The sequence below is a fragment of the Owariibacterium komagatae genome (assembly GCF_045865535.1).
Lineage (GTDB): Bacteria > Bacillota > Clostridia > Oscillospirales > Ruminococcaceae > Ruthenibacterium > Ruthenibacterium komagatae.
This window is the reverse complement of sequence record NZ_AP031406.1, coordinates 1,373,715-1,395,507: the sequence shown is the minus strand read 5'-3', so window position 1 is coordinate 1,395,507 and position 21,793 is coordinate 1,373,715. Positions and strand designations below refer to the sequence as shown.

General features: G+C 57.5%; 20 protein-coding genes. 13 read left to right on the top strand and 7 right to left on the bottom strand.

Features of this window, described 5'->3' with window-relative positions; translation table 11 throughout:
* The first annotated feature begins 5 nt into the window (after positions 1-5).
* A complete protein-coding gene (locus tag ACKTS9_RS06975; protein WP_349215108.1) occupies positions 6-284 on the top strand; it encodes a zinc-ribbon domain containing protein in 279 nt (92 codons plus the stop codon).
* A 105-nt stretch (positions 285-389) separates the two neighbouring features.
* Here the strand turns inward: ACKTS9_RS06975 and ACKTS9_RS06970 are convergent, their stop codons facing one another.
* The 3 genes from ACKTS9_RS06970 to ACKTS9_RS06960 are packed head-to-tail and all read right to left on the bottom strand — an operon-like array spanning position 390 to position 4,950.
* Complete coding sequence (locus ACKTS9_RS06970) at positions 390-2,243, bottom strand: ABC transporter ATP-binding protein (RefSeq protein WP_349215109.1); 1,854 nt, start codon at positions 2,241-2,243, stop codon at positions 390-392.
* Positions 2,243-4,447, bottom strand: coding sequence for an ABC transporter ATP-binding protein (locus ACKTS9_RS06965; RefSeq protein WP_407879808.1), 2,205 nt, complete (start codon positions 4,445-4,447; stop codon positions 2,243-2,245). The genes ACKTS9_RS06970 and ACKTS9_RS06965 overlap by 1 nt, the downstream gene beginning before the upstream one ends.
* On the bottom strand, positions 4,441-4,950 hold the full coding sequence (locus ACKTS9_RS06960; protein ID WP_349215111.1) for a MarR family winged helix-turn-helix transcriptional regulator: 510 nt from the start codon (positions 4,948-4,950) through the stop codon (positions 4,441-4,443). Before ACKTS9_RS06960 ends, ACKTS9_RS06965 begins: the two co-directional genes overlap by 7 nt.
* 201 nt (positions 4,951-5,151) lie before the next feature.
* Between ACKTS9_RS06960 and ACKTS9_RS06955 the strand changes: the two genes are divergently transcribed.
* Both ACKTS9_RS06955 and ACKTS9_RS06950 read left to right on the top strand, forming a co-directional pair.
* A complete protein-coding gene (locus tag ACKTS9_RS06955; RefSeq protein ID WP_407879805.1) occupies positions 5,152-7,362 on the top strand; it encodes an EAL domain-containing protein in 2,211 nt (736 codons plus the stop codon).
* Positions 7,359-8,207 carry a phosphatase PAP2 family protein gene (locus tag ACKTS9_RS06950; protein ID WP_407879803.1) on the top strand — a complete coding sequence of 283 codons (849 nt, stop codon included), beginning with the start codon at positions 7,359-7,361 and terminating at the stop codon, positions 8,205-8,207. The genes ACKTS9_RS06955 and ACKTS9_RS06950 overlap by 4 nt, the downstream gene beginning before the upstream one ends.
* A 36-nt stretch (positions 8,208-8,243) precedes the next feature.
* Here the strand turns inward: ACKTS9_RS06950 and ACKTS9_RS06945 are convergent, their stop codons facing one another.
* Positions 8,244-8,744, bottom strand: a complete 501-nt coding sequence (locus ACKTS9_RS06945) for a hypothetical protein (RefSeq protein ID WP_407879800.1) — start codon at positions 8,742-8,744, stop codon at positions 8,244-8,246.
* A 126-nt stretch (positions 8,745-8,870) separates the two neighbouring features.
* On the opposite strand from ACKTS9_RS06945, the gene ACKTS9_RS06940 reads away from it, so the two are divergent.
* The 10 genes from ACKTS9_RS06940 (at position 8,871) to ACKTS9_RS06895 (ending at position 18,338) form a co-directional block, all read left to right on the top strand.
* Positions 8,871-9,500: a hypothetical protein gene (locus tag ACKTS9_RS06940; protein WP_407879798.1), complete on the top strand. Its 630-nt coding sequence runs from the start codon at positions 8,871-8,873 to the stop codon at positions 9,498-9,500.
* Positions 9,501-9,688: 188 nt separating this feature from the next.
* Positions 9,689-10,006: a hypothetical protein gene (locus tag ACKTS9_RS06935; RefSeq protein ID WP_349215116.1), complete on the top strand. Its 318-nt coding sequence runs from the start codon at positions 9,689-9,691 to the stop codon at positions 10,004-10,006.
* 42 nt (positions 10,007-10,048) lie between these two features.
* Positions 10,049-11,101 (top strand): V-type ATPase subunit, encoded by a 1,053-nt coding sequence (locus tag ACKTS9_RS06930; RefSeq protein ID WP_407879796.1) that lies wholly within the window; start codon positions 10,049-10,051, stop codon positions 11,099-11,101.
* 48 nt (positions 11,102-11,149) lie between these two features.
* Positions 11,150-13,105, top strand: a complete 1,956-nt coding sequence (locus ACKTS9_RS06925) for a V-type ATP synthase subunit I (protein WP_407879794.1) — start codon at positions 11,150-11,152, stop codon at positions 13,103-13,105.
* Positions 13,106-13,185: 80 nt separating this feature from the next.
* Entirely contained in the window at positions 13,186-13,530 is a 345-nt protein-coding gene (locus ACKTS9_RS06920; protein ID WP_349215119.1) for an ATP synthase subunit C, read from the top strand.
* 5 nt (positions 13,531-13,535) lie between these two features.
* Positions 13,536-13,844: a V-type ATP synthase subunit F gene (locus ACKTS9_RS06915; protein ID WP_349215120.1), complete on the top strand. Its 309-nt coding sequence runs from the start codon at positions 13,536-13,538 to the stop codon at positions 13,842-13,844.
* Positions 13,845-13,854: 10 nt separating this feature from the next.
* Positions 13,855-14,475: a V-type ATP synthase subunit E gene (locus ACKTS9_RS06910; RefSeq protein WP_349215121.1), complete on the top strand. Its 621-nt coding sequence runs from the start codon at positions 13,855-13,857 to the stop codon at positions 14,473-14,475.
* Between the two features lie 37 nt (positions 14,476-14,512).
* On the top strand, positions 14,513-16,303 hold the full coding sequence (locus tag ACKTS9_RS06905; protein WP_349215122.1) for a V-type ATP synthase subunit A: 1,791 nt from the start codon (positions 14,513-14,515) through the stop codon (positions 16,301-16,303).
* Between the two features lie 6 nt (positions 16,304-16,309).
* Entirely contained in the window at positions 16,310-17,683 is a 1,374-nt protein-coding gene (locus ACKTS9_RS06900) for a V-type ATP synthase subunit B (protein WP_349215123.1), read from the top strand.
* Between the two features lie 34 nt (positions 17,684-17,717).
* Positions 17,718-18,338: a V-type ATP synthase subunit D gene (locus ACKTS9_RS06895; RefSeq protein WP_349215124.1), complete on the top strand. Its 621-nt coding sequence runs from the start codon at positions 17,718-17,720 to the stop codon at positions 18,336-18,338.
* Between the two features lie 103 nt (positions 18,339-18,441).
* Here ACKTS9_RS06895 and ACKTS9_RS06890 read toward each other — a convergent pair whose 3' ends face one another.
* The 3 genes from ACKTS9_RS06890 to ACKTS9_RS06880 are packed head-to-tail and all read right to left on the bottom strand — an operon-like array spanning position 18,442 to position 21,781.
* Complete coding sequence (locus ACKTS9_RS06890) at positions 18,442-19,371, bottom strand: dihydrodipicolinate synthase family protein (protein ID WP_349215125.1); 930 nt, start codon at positions 19,369-19,371, stop codon at positions 18,442-18,444.
* A 54-nt stretch (positions 19,372-19,425) separates the two neighbouring features.
* A complete protein-coding gene (locus ACKTS9_RS06885) occupies positions 19,426-20,421 on the bottom strand; it encodes an NAD(P)-dependent oxidoreductase (protein ID WP_349215126.1) in 996 nt (331 codons plus the stop codon).
* 16 nt (positions 20,422-20,437) lie between these two features.
* Positions 20,438-21,781 (bottom strand): ABC transporter substrate-binding protein, encoded by a 1,344-nt coding sequence (locus ACKTS9_RS06880; protein ID WP_349215127.1) that lies wholly within the window; start codon positions 21,779-21,781, stop codon positions 20,438-20,440.
* Positions 21,782-21,793: the final 12 nt, after the last annotated feature.

The following is a 21,793-nucleotide window of genomic DNA, read 5'->3' as shown; positions in this document are numbered from 1 at the left end:
CCATTATGTTCGAAGACAAAACCTTAGTATGCAAAGATTGCGGCCAGGAGTTCGTGTTCACCGCCGGTGAGCAGGAGTTCTATGCAAGCCGTGGCTTTGAGAACGAGCCGCAGCGCTGCAAAGCTTGCCGTGATGCCCGCAAGAACGCCACCCGTGGCACCCGCGAGATGTTCACCGCCGTGTGCGCATCCTGCGGCAAAGAGGCCCGCGTGCCCTTCAAACCCCGCGAGGACCGTCCTGTGTACTGCAGCGAGTGCTTCGCCAAAATGAAAGAGCAGGGCTAATCTCTCTTTTGCATGAAAAAGGACCGCTTCTTTGGAAGCGGTCCTTTTTTGTCGGAACCCCTGCTGCAAAAACGCCCCGGACACAAAGTCCGGGGCGTTTGGTTTTTAGACGGCCTCGTCGTCGGGAGAAGCAAACTGGCTGTTGTACAGCTCGGCATAGAAACCGCCTTTGGCAAGCAGTTCCTCGTGGTTGCCGGTCTCCACAATGTCGCCGTCCCGCATGACCAGGATCACATCCGCGTCGCGGATGGTGGACAGGCGGTGAGCGATGATGAAGCTGGTGCGGCCCTCCATCAGATGGTCCATCGCCTTCTGAATAGCGATTTCCGTACGGGTATCCACGCTGCTGGTGGCCTCGTCGAAAATCAGAATTTTCGGCTCGGAAATGATGGTACGGGCGATGGTCAGAAGCTGCTTCTGGCCCTGGCTGATGTTGGTGGCGTCCTCGTTCAGCACGGTGTCATAACCATGGGGCAGGGTGCGCACGAAGTGGTCCACCTGGGCGGCCTTGGCCGCTTCCAGCACTTCTTCGTCGGTGGCGTTCAGCCGGCCGTAGCGGATGTTTTCACGAATGGTGTCGTTGTAAAGCCAGGTGTCCTGCAGAACCATGCCGAACATGTCGCGCAGGTCATTGCGCCGGAACTGCTTCACATTGTATTTGTCCAGCAAAATCGCACCGCCGGATACGTCGTAAAAACGCATCAGCAGTTTGACCATGGTGGTCTTGCCCGCGCCGGTGGGGCCGACGATGGCCACCTTCTGGCCCGGCTTGATGATGGCGGAGAAATCGTTGATGATGGTTTTCTCGGGCACATAGCCGAAGTGCACATGGGCAAAGTCCACTTCGCCCTTGACCACGTCCATGGAGAGGGGCTGCTGCGTGTCGGGTGCTTCCTCGTCCTCTTCCAGGAAGGCAAACACGCGCTCGGCCGCGGCTGCGGTCTGCTGCAGCACATTGGAGATGTTGGCGATCTGGTTAATGGGCTGGGTGAACTGGCGCACATACTGAATAAATGCCTGAATATCGCCTACGCTGATGGTTCCGTTCAGAGACAGGAAGCCGCCCAGCACGCAGATGCCCACATAACCCAGGTTGCCTACAAAGTTCATCAGAGGCATCATCATGCCGGAAAGGAACTGGCTCTTCCAGGCGGAGGTGTACAGCCGCTCGTTGAGCTTGTCAAAAGTAGCCAGACTGTCTTCCTCGCCGTTGAAGGCGGAGACAATCACATGGCCGCCGTACATCTCTTCCACGTGGCCGTTCACATGGCCCAGATATTCCTGCTGTTGCTGGAAGTAGGGCTGGCTGCGTTTGACCACGTTCATAACGATCAGCACGCTGAAGGGCAGAATGCACAGTGCCACCAGCGTCATGATGGGGCTGATGGAAAGCATCATGCACAGCACGCCCACCATCATGGTCACGTTGGAGACGATCTGAGAGAGACTCTGGTTCAGCGTCTGGGTCACAGTGTCCACGTCGTTGGTGATGCGGCTCAGCACTTCACCGGACTGAACACGGTCGAAGTAGGCCAGGGGCATGCGGTCGATTTTGTTGCTGATGTCCCGACGCATGGAATAGCTGAGTTTGGTGGCCACGCCGGCCATCACCCAGCCCTGCACATAACTCAGCAGAGCACTGATCAGGTACAGGCACAGCAGGAATATCAGAATTTGGGCAATGGCATCGAAATCAATGGTGCCCGTGCCGGTGAGAAGCGCGATCACGCCCTCAAACAGTTTGGTGGTCGCCTGACCCAGAATTTTGGGCCCGAAAATGGAAAAAATGGTAGAAGCTGCGGCGCAGACCAAAACCAGGATGATGCTGGGCAGAAACTTGCCCAGATAGGCCAGCAGCTTTTTCATGGTGCCTTTGAAGTCTTTGGCTTTTTCGCCCGGCATCATCGCGCCGGGGCCGCGTCCGCCGGGGCGCGGGCCTTGAGGTGCAGCGTGTGCCATTATGCCAATTCCTCCTTTGAAAGCTGACTTTCCGCGATCTCGCGGTAGGTTTTGCAGGTTTTCAGCAGTTCCTTGTGGGTGCCGATGCCGGCTACCCGGCCTTCGTCCAGAACAACGATCTGCTGCGCGTGCATGATGGTGGAAACACGCTGTGCCACCAGCAGCACGGTGGAGTTTTCGGTGTATCCGGCCAGGGCCTTGCGTAGTTTGGCATCTGTCTTGAAGTCCAGCGCCGAGAAAGTGTCGTCAAAGATATACACAGGTGCTTTTTTCACCAGCGCGCGGGCGATGGAAAGACGCTGGCGCTGTCCGCCGGAAACGTTGGTGCCGCCCTGGCTGATGGCGGTGTCAAACCCGTCTTCCAGCTGCTGGATGAACTCCGTGGCCTGGGCCACGTCCGCGGCGCGCTGCAGCGTTTCGTCGCTGGCTTCGGCGTCGGCATAACGCAGGTTGGAAGCCACGGTTCCGGAGAACAGCAGGCCCTTCTGCGGCACATAGCCGATGGCGTCGCGCAGCTCATGCTGGGTCAGGTCACGCACATCGATGCCATCGATGGTGATACGGCCCTCGCTCACATCGTAAAAACGGGGGACCAGGTTGACCAGCGTGGACTTGCCGGAGCCGGTGGAGCCGATGAACGCAGTGGTCTCGCCGGGTTTTGCGGTGAAGCTGATGTGTTCCAGCACGTTGGCGTCCGCCCCTTCGTACCGGAAGCTGACATCCTCAAAGCGGATGACGCCCTGGGGCCGGGCGGGCAGATGCTTGGGCTGTTCGGGGTCCTTGATGGAACTTTCAGTGGTGATGACCTCATAAATACGCTCGGCCGAGACGGTGGCACGGGGAACCATGATGAACATCATGCTGATGAACAGGAAACTCATGATCACATGCATGGCGTACTGGATGAAGGCCATCATGTCGCCCACCTGCATGTTGCTCTCCGCAATCTGATGACCGCCGAACCAGACGATCAGCAGGGAGACACCATTCATCACCAGCATCATGAACGGCAGCATGATGGTCATGGCGCGGTTGACGAACAGCGTGTTGGATGTCAGATCACGGTTGGCCTTGTCAAAACGTTTCTGCATAAAGTCCTGGTTGGCGAAGGCGCGAACCACCATCATGCCGGACAGCTCCTCACGGCTGACCAGGTTCAGCCGGTCCACCAGCTGCTGCATCTTTTTAAAGCGGGGCAGCGCCACCGTGAACAGCATCAGGATCAGGCCCAGCATCAAAATCAATGCCAGTGCCAGCACCCAGGCCAGGGATACGCATTTGGACAGGCCCATGATCAGGCCGCCAATGCCCATGATGGGGGCAAAGCACATCATGCGCAGGCCCATGGAAAGGAATGTTTGCACCTGGGTGATGTCGTTGGTGGTGCGGGTGATCAGGCTGGCGGTGGAAAACTGGTCCATCTCCGCGTTGTTGAAATGGGTCACGCGCTCAAATACGGCATGGCGCAGGTCGCGGCCCACGCCTGCACCCATACGGGCAAGGCAGAACCCTGCGCCAATGGCGCAGGCTGTGAGCAAAATGGCCAGCCCCAGCATTTTCGCGCCGGTACTGAAGATGTAACGGTTCTGGATGGCGTCGGTGTCCGCGCCCAGCTGCACGTAAAAGCTTTTGGTGAATACGGCGGCTGTCTGCTCCAGCATCATGTCCGGTGTGGCGGCCGAAGCGGCAATGGCATCGTCCACCACCTGCCGGGGCAACTGCTGCAGCAGGGGAAGCAGCTCATTCATTCTGGACAGGTCCATGGTTTTGGAATCAGCGTCGCCAAAGCTCTGTCCGCTTTGCGAACCCACCTGCTCCAACACCTGCAGAAGCGCGTAAGAGGCACGGCTGAACGCGCCGGAGGCTGCGCTGCCGTCTCCGGTCAGAGCCAAGGTGGTTCCGTCCGCCTCGGGATAGGTTTTGTACAGCTTGTCGGTGTCCGCCAGGCTGTCGAAGAGACTGTAGGCTTCGTCCACTACCGCCTGATCCTCTGTGGACATGAACTGCTTCATCAGCGCCATGGCGTCAGCGTCGATGGCGTCGGGCGCGGCCTGGGTAATGCCGCCCTGCTGAATGCCGATGTTTACAATGTTGCTCATCATATTGGGCAGTTCCAGCTCCAGCATCGCCTGGCCGAACAGCAGAAGGACCGCGGCCAACAGAAACCCGAGATATGGCTTCATATACCGCTTCAGTTTCAACATGTTTCGTTCACTCCTCCAGTTTCTTCTTCAGCTGCTGCATCCAGCGCGGCCGCAAATTGCTCCAGCAGATTCAGCAGCAATTCAAGATTTTCGCCGCCCAGGGTGTCGATGGCGGCATTGATGCGTGCGCCCAGATCGCTTTTGGCCTGTTCCAGCAGAGAGATGCCGCTGGCACTGATGCGGATGCCGGATACCCGCCGGTCGGACGGGTCGGGCACACGCTCCACATATCCCATGCCCTCCAGGGCGCTGATGCGCTGACTGATGGACGGAAGGCTCTGCCCCATAGCGGCCGCCACCGCAGACAGGCTCATCACCGGCCGTCCGGGCAGACAAGGGTGCGGGTCTTCGGGTCCGGGCTTTTTTCCGCCATTGGCCAGCACCATCAAAGTGCCAAACTGCGCTTTGGTCAGATCGGGGCACGGACGAAGATTTTGCCAGACACGGCGCATATGGTCCATCACAGTGAACAGCCGTGTGGTCTGCGATACGTCCTTTTTCAAGACAGAACTTCCTTTCGTTGCCTAATAGTTAGGAAAGCTAATGATTAATGTACCAAAGTATCATAGGAGATTTTTAAGGAAAAGTCAACGGAAAGCGGTCAGTTTTCACAACTTGTTCAAATTTTTTTGGCGGTCGGTGTGGACGGTGCTTTTTTTCGTATGGTATGATGATGAAAACAGACTTGGGAGGAGGGGGAGGACATGAAGCGCGACAAACTTCTGCGGCTGACAGCCATCTGTCTGGCCTTCTACGGCTGTGTTCTGGCGGCGTGCCTGTACGGCTATACCGTATTTATTCAGCATCAGATGGCAAATCAGATCGGCCATGCACTGGAAGACGTCGCTGCGCAGAGCCGCCTGGTTTTGCGTCAGGAAGTAGAGGCCAAGCGGCAGCTTCTGCAAGGTGTTGCACAGCAGATCGTCTCCGCCGGGGCTGATCAGCCGGAGGCGGGTGTTCGTTCTCTGATGCCCTTGGTAAAGATGTACGGTTTTAAACGAATGGGCATTGCCACGGCGGACGGAACAGCCTTCACCACCGACAGCCGCGTGATTCAGGTGGGCCAGCGGGACTTCTTTCTGGCGGCCATGGAAAATGAAAAAGTGCTGACCGCACCGGTGAAGGACAGCACCGACGGAATGTGGATCAATGTCTATGCTGTGCCGCTTGTGGAGAACCAGGAGCCGGTGGGCGTACTGTTCGCCGTCTACAGCACCCGCCAGTTCCGCACACTGCTGGACGTGCCGTCCTTTCAGGGAAAAGGCTATTCCTATGTGATTGAATCGGACGGGACAATTGTGGTCTCACGGAACAATATTTACGAGAATCTGTTCCAAATGCTGCCTGCGGTATCCGAGCGGAACCTGCAGGCGGTGGAGGTCATGCAGAAGGATATGGCCCGGGGCGGCAGCGGCATGGTGGAATTTGAGCGGGACGGCAGGCGATACGGCTACTACATGCTGCTGGGAATCAACGACTGGTATCTGCTGAATGTGGTGCCTTCGGAAGTTCTGGAGGCGCGCACTGCGCCGGTGCTTGGGGCCAATCATCTGCTGATTGGTATTCTGGTAGTTTCCTTTCTGGCAGGTGCGGCAGTGCTGTCCGGCACCCGCGCCCGTCAGAAACGGCGTTTGATGGAACTGGCGTACGCCGATCCGCTGACCGGCGGGTACAATTTTGCAAAATTTTGTCAAGAGGCGGACGAGCAGCTGAAGCAGCCCCATGGAAAGTTGGCCTGTGTGGTGCTGGATTTGCAGAATTTCAAACGCATCAACAGTATTTTTGGCGTGGAAGAGGGCAATCGTGTGCTGCGGCAGGTGTGGTCTGTCTGGCTGAGCAGCATTCGGACCGGCGAGGTGGCTGCCCGCCGTACCGCCGACCATTTTGTGGCACTGTGGAAATACGACGATCCCGCACAGTTGGAGACACGCGCCGAGGAAGTGGCACAGGTGCTTTTGGATGTATCTCAGGACGCAAACCGTCCCAATGTGATGCCGGCCATCGGCGTTTATGAACTGGAAGAAAAAGATTTTGAGTGGGAAAAGGTCTACAACCAGGCGCTGACCGCCTCCAAAATGGTGCGCACGCGGCAGGGCTTCTGTGCTTTTTATGACCAGGCGATGCGCGATGCCACCCGGGAACTGCAGCAGATCGAAAGCCGGCTGGACGGCGCATTTCTCAACAGGGAATTTATACCGTATTATCAGCCCAAATTCGGGCCGGACGGAACGACCGTCACCGGCGCGGAAGCACTGGTGCGCTGGAACTGCGATGGTACTTTGCTCCCGCCCGGCCGCTTCATTCCTCTTTGCGAGCAAAACGGATGGATCTCCCGTCTGGACGATTATATGCTGGAGGCGGTCGTCCGTCAGCAGACTGCCTGGAGGAAGCAGGGGCGGGCCATCGTTCCCGTCTCGGTCAATCTGTCCCGCGCGCGGCTGTATCAAAAGGATTATGCCATTCGCTGCCGGGAAATGTTCCGGCAGGCGGGGCTGCCGCCCTGGGCGGTTCAGTTCGAAGTGACCGAAAGCGCCGCCGTAGAGAACGTGGAAAATATGCGGGATGTGATCCGTCAGCTGCATCAGGCAGGCTTCCGGGTGCTGGTGGATGATTTTGGAACCGGTTATTCTTCCATGGCAAGTTTGAAGGATCTGTCCTTCGATATTTTGAAACTGGACAAAAGCTTTGTGGATGAGATCGGCAATTCCCGGGGAGATAAAATCATTCGGTTCACCATCGAACTGGCCAAATCACTGGGAATGTCTGTCACAGCGGAAGGCGTGGAGCAGGAACAGCAGTTCCTGTTTCTGAAAGAAAGAGGCTGTGATGATTTCCAGGGCTACTATTTTGCAAAACCATTGGCCGCGCAGGCGTTTGAACAGCTTCTGCGGCCGGAGAAAGAGGGCGAACAATGAGACAGGAAAAGCATTTTCCGCGGGCCTGGTTGTGGGGGATCATTCTGTTTGTGCTGGGCATGGCCGCAGGTGCACTGTGGGACCTGCCTTTGAATCACGCGGTGTATGCACCGCAGTTCTATCCCGCAGTTTGGATGGAATGCTTTGGCTATTATCCGCTGTATCTTCCGGCAATTCTGTGGCTCTGGCTGTCCGGCCCGAAACGGCCCTGGCTTCGCACAGGGGCCCGGCTGCTGGGGGCGGTGGGCGCAGCAGCGCTGTTCTGGGCTTCGCTGAGCAACTTGCAAAAGCGCAGTGTGCCCGGTGCCGTCTGGCACACGGTTGCGGTTTGGGCCATTTTGGTGCTGCTGGGTGTGCTTTTGGCGCGGGTGCTGGTCCGCGGCGGCGACGGCCTTCGCCGCCGGCTGCACACAGCTATGGGCTGGTCGGTGGTGTATATGATCCTGGACAACGTGCTGATCAATTTGCTGAAGCTTGTATGGAACAGAACCCGCTTTGACGATATGATGGCGGCGGGGGATTTCAGTGCGTTCACCACCTGGCTGGAACCTTTCGGGAACGGCGGAAGCAGTTTCCCCTCGGGGCACACGGCCGCGGCCTGCGGCATTTTCGTGCTGGTGCTGCTGTGCGACGTTCTGCCGGGCTGGAACCGGCGCCGCGGTCTGGTGTGGGCTGCCTGCTGGGCCTATGTGGCAGGCATGGCGGCGTCCCGGCTGATTATGGGGCGGCATTTCCTCAGCGACACAGTGGCGGCCGCTTTTGTAATGAGCCTGCTGCTGTGCGCACTGCGCGCCAGCACACCGTATCAAAAAAGCCTGCGCCGGCTGGATGACTCTGAATTGTAATAAAAAAAGAGCCTGTTTTCAAAACAGGCTCTTTTTTTAACGAACATTTAAGGAGAAATAATATTGAATGTAGCCGCGGGTGCTCCACTCGGCCAGAATTTTGTACACATAAACACCCGAGGTGGTCGGTGTGTTGAAGGTGCCGTCGCTTGCGTCGGTCAGTTCCAGAAATTCCGTCGACCCCGTACCCGAGGCGCGCAGCACTTTGATACTGGACGGTTCCTTTGAAAAGCACAACTCCAGTTCCGCCTGCGGAGAAACGTCCAGCGGAATCAGGGGCAGGTCGTTTTCCGCAAGCTGCGGCGCACGGCGTTCCACCGTGGTGAAAAAGCTCCATTCATAGCCTGCGCGGTACAAAAAGCCCTCCTGGCTGGGCGGAACTTCTGTGCCGTTGTATTCAATGGTCAGAATCGGCAGAGCAGACTCCGGATTCTGGGTATCCAGCGATTCTTTGATGAACATGGTGATGGCGGCCGCCACCAGCAGCAGGACCGCGCCAAGCAAAAGCTTGCGCAATGCGAGACGGGAAATTTTCATAAAACGAGAATCCTCCGCAGGTGTATTTTTTTTATTATATACTGTATGGTTGGAAAAATCCAGTGCGGAACGCGAATAACTCACCGCGGCAAACGCATAGAATGAGCCGAGGTGTTGAATATGCAAATGGAAAAGAGAGACAACCTGTCCGTGCGGCGGCTTCTGAAACAGGAGATCCCCGCGGCAATGTATCTTTACAGTCAGTTCCGTCGGGACGGCGCCTGGGCAGCGGCCTGTCTGGATCGGGTTTTTGAAGAGGGCGAAGTGTGGGGCGGTTTCCTTCAGGAGCGCCTGGCCGTGTGCGGAGCGCTGTGCCCGGCCAATGCGGATAATTCCCAAAGCCGGGCGCTGCATGCCGCTGACCCTGATGCATCCTGGCAGATCCTTCCGCTGGCGGCGCTGGATGCAGCCGCGATGGCGCCTTTTCTGCGTATGCTTTGCGCCCGGTGCACACAGCTGGACCCGCAGGCTCCCTGGACGGCGGCTGTGCCGGTGAAAACGGGCGAGTGCCTTCTGCCGGGCTATCTGGACGCGGGTTTTTCCATCCGGCTGGTGCGCCCGCTGGATCATTTGCGGCCCCACTATCTTTTGAAAAAAAGGGAGGACCGCCCGGGTCGGTGTGAGCTTTGCTCGTTCCCGGTGCGCGATACATACGCGGTATCCCGTGCGCTGGAAGAGGGCTTTTCCGGCGACCGGATTTTCTGGCAGCAGGACGTCCGCTGGCTGGAGTTGTGCCGTGTGCTGGATGAAAATTGACCGAATTGTGACAAAAAAGCGAGGTATCGTAGAAAAATTTTCTCCGCGGCACGGGGTTGCATTTTTTGACAAAAGAGAGTATTTTATTCCTATCAATTGCCTGTTATAAATTTGACAGTTGTATTACCATTTCCCGGCCTGCGCGTGCTTCGCGTGCGGGCCGGAGCAATCGAACGGAGGGCCGCAGCATGGAGGCTTTTGTGGAATTGATCATGGAGACGGACCGAAAGGCCCGCGCGCTGATCGATCAGGCGCAGGAAGAAAAAAAGGAGATCCTGGCCGGTGCGGAAAAACGTGCCAATGAGGAACTGAAAAAGCGGGAGGCTGCTCTGGAGGCCGGTAAAAAACAGGTGGACGCACAGCTGGACGCGGATACCCGCAAAGAGCGGGATGAAATGGACAAGGCTTATCTGGAGGCGAAGCACGCGCTGGATGCAGCCTTTGAAGAGAAGCGCGAAATGTGGCTGAAAGAGCTTCAAAACGGCGTGCTGAGCGGACAGGCCTGAATGTTCCGGCGTTTTGTTCGCGGGAAAGGAGAGTGAACGGGGATGCTGGAGAATCAATCTGCGCTGGCCATTGTGCCCAAAGCCAAGGCTATTGCTGCCCGCCGCCTGATGCGGGACGACTACGCCGAGCTGGAGCGCAAGCGCAGCGTGCTGGAAGTGACCACCGCGCTGCAGAACCACCCCTATTTTGCCGATAGCCTGAAGGGGCTTTCCCCCATGAATCTGCATCGCGCCCAGATCGAAGAGGCTTTGCGCAAAGACATTTTTTATAAATACGAATCGCTGATGCATTATACGTATAAGAAGGGAAGCTTCGGCACGTATTTTCTGATGCGCTGCGAGATCACCGAACTTCTGGCCAAGATCCGACTGTTAAGCATGGGCTTCCGCCACCATTACATCGTGCAGCTGCCGGGCTTTTTGGCAAGCAAAACCAGTTTCAGCCTGCTGAAGCTGGCCAAGGCGGAAACCATTGAGGAGTGTGTGCCGGTGGTTGCGGGAACGCCCTACGCAAAGGTGCTGGCGTCTGTGATGCCGCCCCGGGGCAAACTGCCCGACTACCTGCTGTGTGAGCATGCGTTCTGGGACTACTACTATACCACGGTCATCCGGCAGATCGACCGCAGTATTCCCGGCCACACCCGGCAGGATACCAAGCGTCTGTTCCTTCAGCAGGCGGAGATCTACAATCTGGATCTGCTGTACCGCGCCAAAGCGTTTTACAATACGCAGCTGCCGCCGCAGAGGATTCGCGCGCTGCTTTTGAATGTCAGCTATATTCTGCCGCTCCGGAAACTGTATGAGATGGCCAATGCCCGTGATCTGAACGAGTTCTTGCGGCTGTACAATGACTCCCGGGCCAAAGCGGTGTACGGCGAGCGCACGGCGGACCTGGAGAGACCCTCGGACATTGAGGCGGACCGGGCGCTGTACCATGCGGCGGAGCGTTTGCTGCATTTTTCCTGCACGCCGCAGACGGTGCTGGCTGCCACGCTGTGTCTGGCGGATATTCAGCGCAGCAACATTATTAATATCATTGAAGGCGTGCGCTACGGTCTGCCGGCCGCGCAGATCAATGCGTTCCTCAAGTATTGAAACGCCCGTTTTGATACGCAATCAAGATAAGAAACGAGGTGCCATAACATGGGCATGGTAAAAATGGAACATGTCAACATCTACGGCCCCGAGCGTGATCCGCAGGCTACGCTGGAAGTTCTGGCGCGCGCCGCATGTTTCCAGCCGGACGACGTGGCCGAGAGCATCAATGCGGCCACCGGGCAGGCGGAGAACAAGTATACGCCTTTGCTGAACCAGACGCTGGGACTGATCAAGGACCTGGGACAGGACAATGCGCTGCTGGCTTACGATGGTCGGATGTTCGAGTACGACGAGGTGCGCCAGACAGTGGAAAAGCTTGCCGCGCAGGTGGCCGAGCGCAACCGGATGGAAACGGAGATCAACGCCAAGCTTGCCACCTATGAGCAGACCAAGGCGCAGCTGTACCATCTGACCGGCCTGCAGACCAGCATCGATGAGATTTTCAGCTGCAAATATCTGAAGGTGCGTTTCGGCCGTCTGCCCAAGGACAGCTTTATCAAGCTTCCTTATTATGAAGAACATTCGTTCACCTTCCACGAGTATGATTTTGACGGCGAGTACTATTGGGGCATGTATTTTGTTCCGGAAGACAAGGCGCACGAAGTGGACGATATTTTCGCCTCGCTGTATTTCGAGCGTGTGTGGGTGCCGGACTTCGTGCACGGCACGCCTCAGGACGCCATCGCACAGATCATCACCGAGGAAAACGAACTGCGCGAGCGCCAGAAGGAATTGAAAAACAACGCCCAGCTGGCGGATGCGAAAATGCTGGAATATCTGCGCCGCTGTGCCGCATGGCTGAACTATGAATCGCAGATTTACGACATGTACAAATACGTGATCGTACTGGAGCACACCTATTACATCAGCGGCTATGTCCCCTGCGATGAAGTGGAGCACGTAAAGAACGCGCTGGCCATTCTCCCGGGCGTTCGCCTGTGCCGGGACAGCGAGCTGGAGGACGCCGAGACCCCGCCCGACCGCAAGCCGCCGGTGAAGCTGAAAAACAACTGGCTGTTCCGCCCCTTCGAAATGTTTGTGGACATGTACGGCCTGCCGGAATACGGGGATCTGGATCCCACGGGTTTTGTGGCCATCACCTACGCGGTGCTGTTCGGCATCATGTTCGGCGATGTGGGCCAGGGCATTCTGCTGGGGCTGATCGGCTATCTTGTGATGTACAAAAAAATGCACATGCAAATCGGTCTGGTGCTGTCCCGCTGCAGTATTTTCTCCACCCTGTTCGGCTTTGTATACGGCAGCATCTTTGGCTTTGAACACGCGCTGGACGGCTTCTACCGGATGCTGGGATTTGCGGAAAAACCCATGGATGTTCTGGAACCCAACAGCATCATCGTGCTTTTGGTTTCCAGCGTGATCGCGGGTATTTTCCTGATCGCGGCAGCTATGTTCACGGGCATTCTGTCCTGCATCCGCAGAGGTCATATTGCCGAGGCAATCTTTTCGGTCAATGGCGTCGCGGGCCTGGTGTTCTACTTCAGCCTGCTGGCCACGCTGGTGGAACTGGCGCTGGGGTACGACATCCCGTTTATCTGCACTCCCGTATTTTATGTGCTGTGCCTGGTGGTGCCGTTCCTGTGCATTTACTTCTCCGAGTTCATCTGTGCGCGCATCGAGGGCAAACCGGTGGAGGAGACCGTGGGCGAGATCTTTATGAACGGTTTCTTCGAAGTGTTTGACGCACTGCTCAGTTTTGCATCCAATACCATGAGCTTTTTGCGTGTGGGCGGCTTTGCGCTGGCCCATGCAGGCATGATGACCATGGTGTTCACCCTCAGCGATATGACCACCAATCCGCTGCTGTACTGGCTCATCGTTCTGGTGGGCAACCTGTTCGTCATGGCACTGGAAGGCCTGTTTGTGGGCATTCAGGTGCTGCGTCTTGAATTTTACGAAATGTTCAGCCGCTTCTTTGACGCCACCGGCCGTCCCTTTGACCCGCTGCGCGTTCGGCTGAACGGCGCCCAAAGCGAAGGCTGACGCCATCCTATCCGGCCGGTGCCGGATTTGATCTCATAGATTATTACACGCCGCCTTTTGCGGCAGAATGGAGACACATTATGAAAAATCAGAAACTGAAAAAAGCCGCTCGTACATTTGTGGTTCTGCTGGCCGTGTTTGTGCTGGCCTGCGCGCTTTCCAGCGTCGCGTTCGCTGAGGACGCCACCGCCGCGGCCGCTGCGCCGGACATCAACCAGGGCCTGGGTCTGCTGGCTGCCGCGCTGGCCATGGGCATTGCCGCCATCGGTTCCGGCATCGCCGTGGGCGCGGGCGCTCCCGCTGCCATCGGCGCGCTGACGGAAGACCCCAAGAGCTTCGGTAAAGCGCTGATCTTTGTTGCTTTGGGCGAAGGTATTGCTCTGTACGGCATGCTGGTTGCCATCCTGATCTGGACGAAGGTGTAAGTTCCATGAAATATTTTCTCATCAGCGACAACGTAGACACCCTGGCCGGCATGCGCCTGGTGGGCGTGCGCGGCGTTGTGGTGCATGAGCCGGAGGAAATGAACCAGGCGCTGGAGAAAGCCTGCGCCGACCCCGAGATCGGTCTGGTGCTGATCACGGACAAACTTGTGGCCAAGTGCGCGGACGTGGTGTTCGCCTACAAACTGAACCGCAAGCGCCCGCTGATCGTGGAAATGCCGGACCGGCACAGCGACACCAACCCCGGAGACAGCATACGGCGCTACATCTCTGAGGCGGTGGGCGTGAAGATTTGAGGTGACGGGAATGAGTAAGAAAAACGTGGAACTGGAGCGCACCGCGCAGAAGATTTCGGAAAACGGGCAGTCCTTTGCGCAGTTTTCTGATTCGGTTCTGGATGCCGCCCGCCAGCAGGCCGAGGCCATTCTCGCCGAGGCCAAGGTCCAGGCAGATCAGAAGTACGCTTCCATTGTGGGCGTGCAGCGCACGGATCCGCTGGAGGCCTACCGGGCGGAAGCCCGGGCCAAGCTGGGGCGTGAGATGGCCGCGGCGCGCCAGGAAAATCGAAAGAAGCTGCTGGGGTATCGCGGCCAGCTGGTAAACGCTTTGTTTGCCGAGCTGGAAGAGAACCTGGCGGTTTATGTGGACACGCCGGCCTATGTGGACGGCGTGGTGAAAACCATGCTGTGCCATCAGGCCGATGTTCAGCCCGGCTGTGTGGTACAGGTGCGGCCGCAGGATCTGGCACGGCTGCAGCCCGCGCTGGAAAAAGCCCTGCCCGGCTGCCAGGTGCAGGCGGACCGGGAGATTCGGTTCGGCGGCGCAAAGCTGCGCACCGGACGGCGTTTGTTCGACGAGACGCTGGATGATGCCATCCGTGCACAGCGCACCGCGTTTCTGGGCCGGTGCGGCCTGCGCGTCGAGTGAGACGCCCATTTACAGTACAGATAGTTAGGAGCAGCCTATGAAAGATACGATCTATTCGATCAACGGGCCTGTCGTCACGGTGCGTGACACGGACAGCTTCGGCATGATGGAAATGGTCTACGTGGGCAACGCGGGCCTGATCGGTGAGGTCATCCATGTCAGCGATGACCGGACCACCATTCAGGTGTACGAGAACACCACGGGCCTGTCGGTGGGCGAGCCGGTCAAAGGGACCGGCGCACCTCTGTCCGCCACGCTGGGACCCGGCATCATGGAGAACATCTTCGACGGCATCGAGCGCCCCCTGGGCGAAATTGCCGAGAAGAACGGTGCCTTCATTGCCACCGGTGTCCATGTGAGCAGTCTGGACGAGACCCGCAAATGGGACGTGACCGTCACGGTAAAGCCCGGCGCCAGTGTGCGGGGCGGCGATGTGATCGCCACGTGCCCGGAAACCAGCATCATCACCCATAAGAGCATGGTCCCGCCCGATGTGTCCGGCACGGTCATCTGGGCGGCGGAGGACGGCGCCTATACGGTGACGGACCCCATCTGCAAAGTGAAGACCCCCGAAGGGGAGGAAAAAACGCTGTGTCTGGCACAGCGCTGGCCCATTCGTGTGCCCCGCCCTGTGCAGGACCGTGAGGTGATCGGCCGTCCGCTGATCACCGGTCAGCGCGTCATCGACACGCTGTTTCCCATTGCCAAGGGCGGCGTGGCCGCCATTCCCGGCGGTTTCGGCACCGGCAAGACCATGACCCAGCACCAGCTGGCCAAATGGTGCGACGCCGATATCATCATCTATGTGGGCTGCGGCGAGCGCGGCAACGAGATGACCCAGGTTTTGAACGAGTTCCGGGAGCTGGAAGACCCCAAGAGCGGCAAACCCATGACCCAGCGCACAGTGCTGATTGCCAACACATCCAACATGCCTGTGGCCGCCCGTGAAGCGTCCATTTACACAGGCATCACGCTGGCCGAATACTACCGCGATATGGGCTACGATGTGGCCATGATGGCCGACTCCACCTCCCGCTGGGCCGAGGCTCTGCGTGAGATTTCCGGCCGCCTGGAGGAAATGCCCGCAGAAGAGGGCTTCCCGGCCTATCTTCCCAGCCGTCTGGCGGCCTTTTACGAGCGCGCCGGCTGCGTGAAGAATCTGAACGGCAGCACCGGCAGCGTGTCGGTCATCGGCGCGGTGTCGCCGCAGGGGTCTGACTTCTCCGAGCCGGTCACCCAGAACACCAAGCGTTTTGTGCGCTGCTTTTTGGCGCTGGACAAAAGCCTGGCCTATGCCCGGCACTATCCCGCCATCAACTGGACCATCAGTTACAGCGAATATTACGAGGATCTGGACCCCTATTACATCGCCAATGTGGGCGAGGACTTCTGCAAAATGCGCGGCCGGATGCTGGGCCTGCTCAGCGAGGAGAACAAGCTGATGGAGATCGTCAAGCTGATCGGCTCCGACGTGCTGCCCGACTCGCAGAAAGTCACGCTGGAAGTGGCCCGTGTGATCCGCGTGGGCTTCTTGCAGCAGAATGCGTTCCACAAAAACGATACGTATGTGCCGCTGTCCAAGCAGATGTGGATGATGGAGGCCATTCTTCACCTGTATGACCGGGCTGTGGAGCTGGTGGGCGCCGGCGTGCCGGTCAGCGCTATGAGCGAGGCGGGCCTGTTCGACAAGCTCATCAAAGTGAAGTATGAGATCCCCAACGACAAGCCTGAAATGTTCGGACAGTACAATCAGGAGCTGGACGCGATGTGCGCCGAGCTGCTGGAAAAACAGAAGCCGCTGAATGCGGCGAAAGCGGAAGGGAAGTGATCTGCCATGGCCATGGAATATTTGGGGCTGAGCGATATCAACGGCCCGCTGGTCGCCATTGACGGCGTGGAAAATGCCAGCTATGAGGAAATGGTGGAGATCAAAACAAAAGACGGCGTGCGCACGGGCCGCGTGGTGGCCCTGGAAGGAAAGCGCGCGGTGGTGCAGGTGTTTGCAGGCACCAACGGTCTGACGCTGTCCGGCACTTCCACCCGTTTTACCGGCGAACCCATGCGCCTGGCGCTGGCCCCCGAAATTGTGGGCCGCATTTTCAACGGCGCGGGCGAACCCATTGACGGCCTGGGCCCGGTGTTTGCCAGCCGTTTTGATGACATCAACGGCAGCGCCATCAACCCGGTGTCCCGTTCGTATCCCCGCAACTACATCCGCACGGGCATCTCTTCCATCGATACGCTGATCACACTGATCCGCGGCCAGAAGCTGCCCATTTTCTCCGGTTCCGGCATGAGCCACAACAAGCTGGCTGCCCAGATCGTGCGGCAGGCCAAGCTGAGCGGCGAAAAAACCGAAAACTTCGGCATCGTGTTCTGCGCCATGGGCGTCACAAAGGACGTGGCTGAATACTTCCGCCGCAGCTTTGAAGAGTCCGGCGCGCTCAGCCGCGTGACCATGTTTTTGAACCTGTCTTCAGACCCCATTATCGAGCGTATTCTGACGCCGCGCTGCGCGCTGACTGCGGCGGAGTATCTGGCGTTTGAACAGAATATGCACGTGCTGGTGGTCATGACGGACATGACCAGTTACGCCGAAGCGCTGCGCGAGTTCTCTTCCTCCAAAGGCGAGATTCCCGGCCGAAAGGGCTATCCGGGTTATTTGTACTCCGACTTCGCCAGCCTGTACGAACGGGCCGGCGTCATTGAAGGGCGCGAAGGCAGCGTGACCCAGATCCCCATTCTCACCATGCCCAACGACGATATCACCCATCCGATTCCGGACCTTACAGGTTATATCACCGAAGGACAGATCGTTCTGGACCGGTACCTGGACCAGCAGGGCATTTATCCGCCCATCAGCGTGCTGCCCAGCCTGTCCCGTCTGATGAAGGACGGCATCGGCAAGGGCTTTACCCGCGAGGATCATGCCGACGTGTCCAACCAGCTGTTTGCCAGCTATGCAAAGGTGTCGGATGCCCGCGGTCTGGCCAGCGTCATCGGCGAGGAAGAGCTGTCCACCACCGACAAGCTGTATCTGGATTTCGGCAACCACTTCGAGCATGAGTTCCTGGGTCAGGGCGCCGATGAGGACCGCACCATTGACCAGAGTTTGGATCTGGGCTGGCGGCTTTTGTCCATCCTGCCCCGCGAGGAGCTGGAGCGCATCGACGAAAAGGTGCTGGAGCAGCATTACGGCAAGCATTGATTGAGATTTTCGACCACCCGGGAGGTGTTGTACCATGGCCGAACAGATATTCCCCACAAAAGGCAATCTGATTGCCTGCAAAAAGAACCTGTCTCTGGCCAAGCTGGGTTTTGACCTGCTGGACCGCAAGCGCAACGTGCTCATGCGGGAGATGATGAAGCTGATCGATGAGGCCGCCGGGATGCAGAAGGAGATCGGTGATACGTTTATCCGCTCCTACACAGCGCTGCAAAGCGCCAACATCACGCTGGGCATTGACCGCTCTCTGGAGAACGCCGTGCCGGAGGAGAAAGGCTTTTCTGTCACCAGTCACAGCATCATGGGCGTGGATCTGCCCACGGGCCATCTGGACAGCCCGCCTCCTTTCCCGTACTACGGCTTTTCCGATACCAATTCGCAGCTGGATTACGCATATATGTGCTTTGATAACGTCAAACATTTGTGTGCGAAACTGGCGGGCATCGAGAACAGCGTGTACCGCCTGGCCACGGCCATCAAAAAGACACAGCGCCGTGCCAACATGCTGGAGAACGTGGTGATTCCCAAGCTGGAGACCAACATTCGTTTTATCTCCAGCACACTGGAGGAGCACGAGCGTGAAGAATTCACCCGCATGAAGGTCATCAAAAGCCAGAAATCTAAAAAACAGGCATGACAAAGGCGCCGTCCCACCGGGGACGGCGCCTTTTTATGTAAGGTTTTGCAGCAGTTGAAAAAACAAGCCAGCATTGAAATGCTGGCTTGTTTTTGCTTTAAAATCAGGCTCTGCCGGGTTTGCGTCCGCAGTACTTCATGGTCGCCTCTTCGATTCGCCGTTCGATTTCTACCAGTGCACGGCGGTCATCGTCGTTGACAGGAACCAGAGGTCTGCGTGCTTCGCCGATCTCGAACCCCTGCAGATGCAGGATGTACTTCAAGCCGGAAATCAGATGACCGTGGCAGCGAAGAATATCCAGAGTTGCTGTGGTCATGAACCGCTGAATCTCGCCGGCCAGCGCATAGTCTCCGGCGCGGATGCAGGCATCCGCTTTCAAATACAGGTCCAGCATCACCACATAGGTGCTGCCGATGCCGCTGTCTGCGCCCATCAGACGGCCCGCCACAAATTGCTCGTCCGGTCCGTTGAAGACAACGCAGCGGTCCTTGCCGCAGGCCTTGAACTGAAGCATATCCATCACGGGCAGCGAGGTGTTCTTGATGCCGATGACATAGGGGTTCTCCAGCATTTTGCGGAAAATGTCAAAGCTGATGGTCACGCCGGTGGTGCCGGGAATGTTGTAGAGAATGAAGGGCAGATGCGCCGCTTCAATCATGGCGTTCCAGTAATCCATGATGCCGTAATCCGGCTGGGCGAAGTAGTAGGGAGGCACTGACGAAATGGCGTCAATGCCGCATTCGGCCGCATACTTGGCCAGTGCAACGCTGTCCCGTGTGGCAGCAGCGCCTACATGGGCGATGACAGTCAGCCCGTCCGCGGCTTCTTTTACCGCTTTCATAGTCAGGCGGCGTTCGTCCACGGTCTGATACGGGAACTCGCCGGAGCTTCCGGTGATGTACACGCCTTTTGCACCGCGTTCAGCGCAATAACGTACCAGGTCCTGGGTTCGTTCCGGACTGATTTCCCCATTGTCGTCATAGCAGGCGGGAAAAGCCGGAAAGATCCCTTTGAATTTTTCAAGATCGATCATAACTGCACCCTTTCCTTTTTTTGATCATTTTGCTGTTGCACAGCAATTGTTCCTTTAGTGATTGGCAAGCGCCTGCGGATTGACCACGTTGCGGTGGATTCGTCCGGCAAAGTGTTCGTCAATGATGTCCGCAATCAGAAGCTGGCTGCGTTCTTCTGCTTCCACTGCCAGGGAACCCAGGTGAGAAGACACAAATACATTGTCCATGTGCAGAAGCGGATTGTCCATGGAAGGCGGCTCTTCACACATGACGTCCAACCCGGCGCCGCGAATCTGGCCGGTGCGCAGCGCATCGATCAGATCTTTCTCGCAAATCACGCCGCCGCGGCAGGTGTTGACCAGATACGCGGTTGGTTTCATTATCGCGAAGCAGTCCTTGTTCACGATGCCGCGGTTGGCGGGCGTGTAGGGGATGTGCAGGCTGACGATGTCCGCGTTGCGGTAAATCTCTTCGGCGGACTGCGTCAGCGTGACGTTGTGCTCCTGAGCAAAGGCGCGGCCTGCCTCGTTCAGGTAATTGTCGTATGCCATGATTTTCAAGGAGAACCCCTGTACCATGCGGGTCAGCTGACGGGCAATGTTTCCGAAGCCGATCAGCCCCAAGACCTTTCCGTCCAGTTCGTTGCCGGGCATGGAATAAGGCCAATGCCCCTGCTTGATCCCCTCGATCGAATAGGAAAAACGGCGGCCCAGATTCAGAATGTGCAGAAGTGCAATCTCAGCCACAGCGGGAGAGTTCATTCCCGGAAGATTGGCCACCGGGATGCCATACTGTGTGGCCAGCGGAACATTCACGTTGTCCAGTCCAGCGCCGTAGCGCACGATGATTCGGTTGCTGCCCGCAATCTGCGGCAGGGAATCCTGGTTCCACTGTTCGCCGATGCTCACGATGGCATCTGCCTGCAAAGCCATTTCCACCGCTTTGGCAGTATCTGTTCCGATGTCTTTGGTAATGCACCGGTAACCGGCTTTTTCGCAACGGGATACAATGGGTGTCAGGTCCACGTTCCGCGGGTCCAGATTGACCCACACGGTTTTGGGTTCAGACATTGAAAATGCCTCCTTTTTATTTTACAGACTCCGCTGTGTCGTTAAGCTCTTTGTCCAGCTGCGCGATGGCGTCGTCAATGGATTTGCTTCCGGTGACAATGGAGTTCAGCATGCGTGCGATGGGGAAGGAGTAATAGTTCTTGGATGCGATGGCGCGGCCTTCCAGGGTCTGGGCCGGATAGCCGTAGTAACCGGTAGCGTTCTGGACGTATTCAATGGCCTGCTGGTTCGCGCCGGAGCTCCACACTTCGTCTTCCGCCAGATCCTGATACACAGGAGCGAACACGGGGCCGATGGCTTCCAGATAGGTGTCGTACCACTCTTTTTCAGATACAAAGCGGATGAAATCACGCGCTGCGTCGGGGTTCTTCGCATCGTTCATGATGGACCAGCCGGACGGGTTGCCGAACAGAACGCTGCCATCGCTGCCGGCGGGAACGTTGATCACGGCGGTGTTTTCAAACAGTTCTGCGTAGTTGGGATCGTCTTTGATGGAGTTGTACAGCGTGGAAGTGTTGATGACCATTGCGGATTCGCCCATCAGATAGGATTTGTTGTTTCCGCCGGAATCCCAAGTGGTGGAAGAGGGAGGAATGGCACCTGCATTATACAGTTCCACGTATTTTTCTACCATTGCGCGCAGGCCTTCGTCCTCCGCCGCAACGATGTTGCCTTCTTCGTCCATCAGTTTGCCGCCGTTGCACCACATCATCATGCGGAAGCTGTTCTCACAGTCTTCGTCCGTGGGTCCGCAGCCAATGCCCAGGCCGTACACGCCGTTATCAGGGTCGGAAACGGCCACAGCCGCATCCCACAGTTCTTCCCAGGTGGTGGGCAGATCCACGCCGGCCTCTTCAAACAGGTCCGTGCGCACAAACAGCAGGCTGTCCGCTGCGTAGAAGGGAACAAAATAGTTCACGCCTTCGATCTTGGTGCCTTCCTTCAGTGCTTCAAACATGGGCCGCTCAGCGTCCAGTTCATCCACCAGGTCGGTCACGTCAGAATAGGGAATGTTGGGATAGTAGCTGACCACTTTATAGGGATTGGACAAGGTGACGTCGGGCACATTGCCGGCTTCCACTGCTGCGTTCAATTTGGTCATATAATCGGTAGCGGCGATGAATTCCGCGCTGACCTGCACACCGTACTCCTCGGAGAAGGCCTCGATGCGCTCGTTGATCAGCTGGTCTACATCTTCGCTGAAACTCTTTTCAACCCAGATGCTCAGTGTTCCGCCGGATGCAGTGCTGGATCCGGACGCGGAAGCGGTGGATGTCGTAGAGGAAGCAGTTCCTCCACAGGCGGTGAGCATGGTGGTCACCATGGCGGCAGAAAGCAACAAAGACAAAAACTTTTTCATAATACCCTCCTT

Excerpts from the sequence above, each read along its gene's own strand:
- ACKTS9_RS06935 (WP_349215116.1), top strand. The coding sequence starts at position 9,689 with ATGGAGGCTTTTGTGGAATTGATCATGGAGACGGACCGAAAGGCCCGC.
- ACKTS9_RS06895 (WP_349215124.1), top strand. The coding sequence starts at position 17,718 with ATGGCCGAACAGATATTCCCCACAAAAGGCAATCTGATTGCCTGCAAA.
- ACKTS9_RS06925 (WP_407879794.1), top strand. The coding sequence starts at position 11,150 with ATGGGCATGGTAAAAATGGAACATGTCAACATCTACGGCCCCGAGCGT.
- ACKTS9_RS06930 (WP_407879796.1), top strand. The coding sequence starts at position 10,049 with ATGCTGGAGAATCAATCTGCGCTGGCCATTGTGCCCAAAGCCAAGGCT.
- ACKTS9_RS06920 (WP_349215119.1), top strand. The coding sequence starts at position 13,186 with ATGAAAAATCAGAAACTGAAAAAAGCCGCTCGTACATTTGTGGTTCTG.
- ACKTS9_RS06945 (WP_407879800.1), bottom strand. The coding sequence starts at position 8,744 with ATGAAAATTTCCCGTCTCGCATTGCGCAAGCTTTTGCTTGGCGCGGTC.
- ACKTS9_RS06905 (WP_349215122.1), top strand. The coding sequence starts at position 14,513 with ATGAAAGATACGATCTATTCGATCAACGGGCCTGTCGTCACGGTGCGT.
- ACKTS9_RS06975 (WP_349215108.1), top strand. The coding sequence starts at position 6 with ATGTTCGAAGACAAAACCTTAGTATGCAAAGATTGCGGCCAGGAGTTC.
- ACKTS9_RS06890 (WP_349215125.1), bottom strand. The coding sequence starts at position 19,371 with ATGATCGATCTTGAAAAATTCAAAGGGATCTTTCCGGCTTTTCCCGCC.
- ACKTS9_RS06940 (WP_407879798.1), top strand. The coding sequence starts at position 8,871 with ATGGAAAAGAGAGACAACCTGTCCGTGCGGCGGCTTCTGAAACAGGAG.
- ACKTS9_RS06885 (WP_349215126.1), bottom strand. The coding sequence starts at position 20,421 with ATGTCTGAACCCAAAACCGTGTGGGTCAATCTGGACCCGCGGAACGTG.
- ACKTS9_RS06955 (WP_407879805.1), top strand. The coding sequence starts at position 5,152 with ATGAAGCGCGACAAACTTCTGCGGCTGACAGCCATCTGTCTGGCCTTC.
- ACKTS9_RS06965 (WP_407879808.1), bottom strand. The coding sequence starts at position 4,447 with ATGTTGAAACTGAAGCGGTATATGAAGCCATATCTCGGGTTTCTGTTG.
- ACKTS9_RS06900 (WP_349215123.1), top strand. The coding sequence starts at position 16,310 with ATGGCCATGGAATATTTGGGGCTGAGCGATATCAACGGCCCGCTGGTC.
- ACKTS9_RS06950 (WP_407879803.1), top strand. The coding sequence starts at position 7,359 with ATGAGACAGGAAAAGCATTTTCCGCGGGCCTGGTTGTGGGGGATCATT.
- ACKTS9_RS06915 (WP_349215120.1), top strand. The coding sequence starts at position 13,536 with ATGAAATATTTTCTCATCAGCGACAACGTAGACACCCTGGCCGGCATG.
- ACKTS9_RS06880 (WP_349215127.1), bottom strand. The coding sequence starts at position 21,781 with ATGAAAAAGTTTTTGTCTTTGTTGCTTTCTGCCGCCATGGTGACCACC.
- ACKTS9_RS06910 (WP_349215121.1), top strand. The coding sequence starts at position 13,855 with ATGAGTAAGAAAAACGTGGAACTGGAGCGCACCGCGCAGAAGATTTCG.
- ACKTS9_RS06970 (WP_349215109.1), bottom strand. The coding sequence starts at position 2,243 with ATGGCACACGCTGCACCTCAAGGCCCGCGCCCCGGCGGACGCGGCCCC.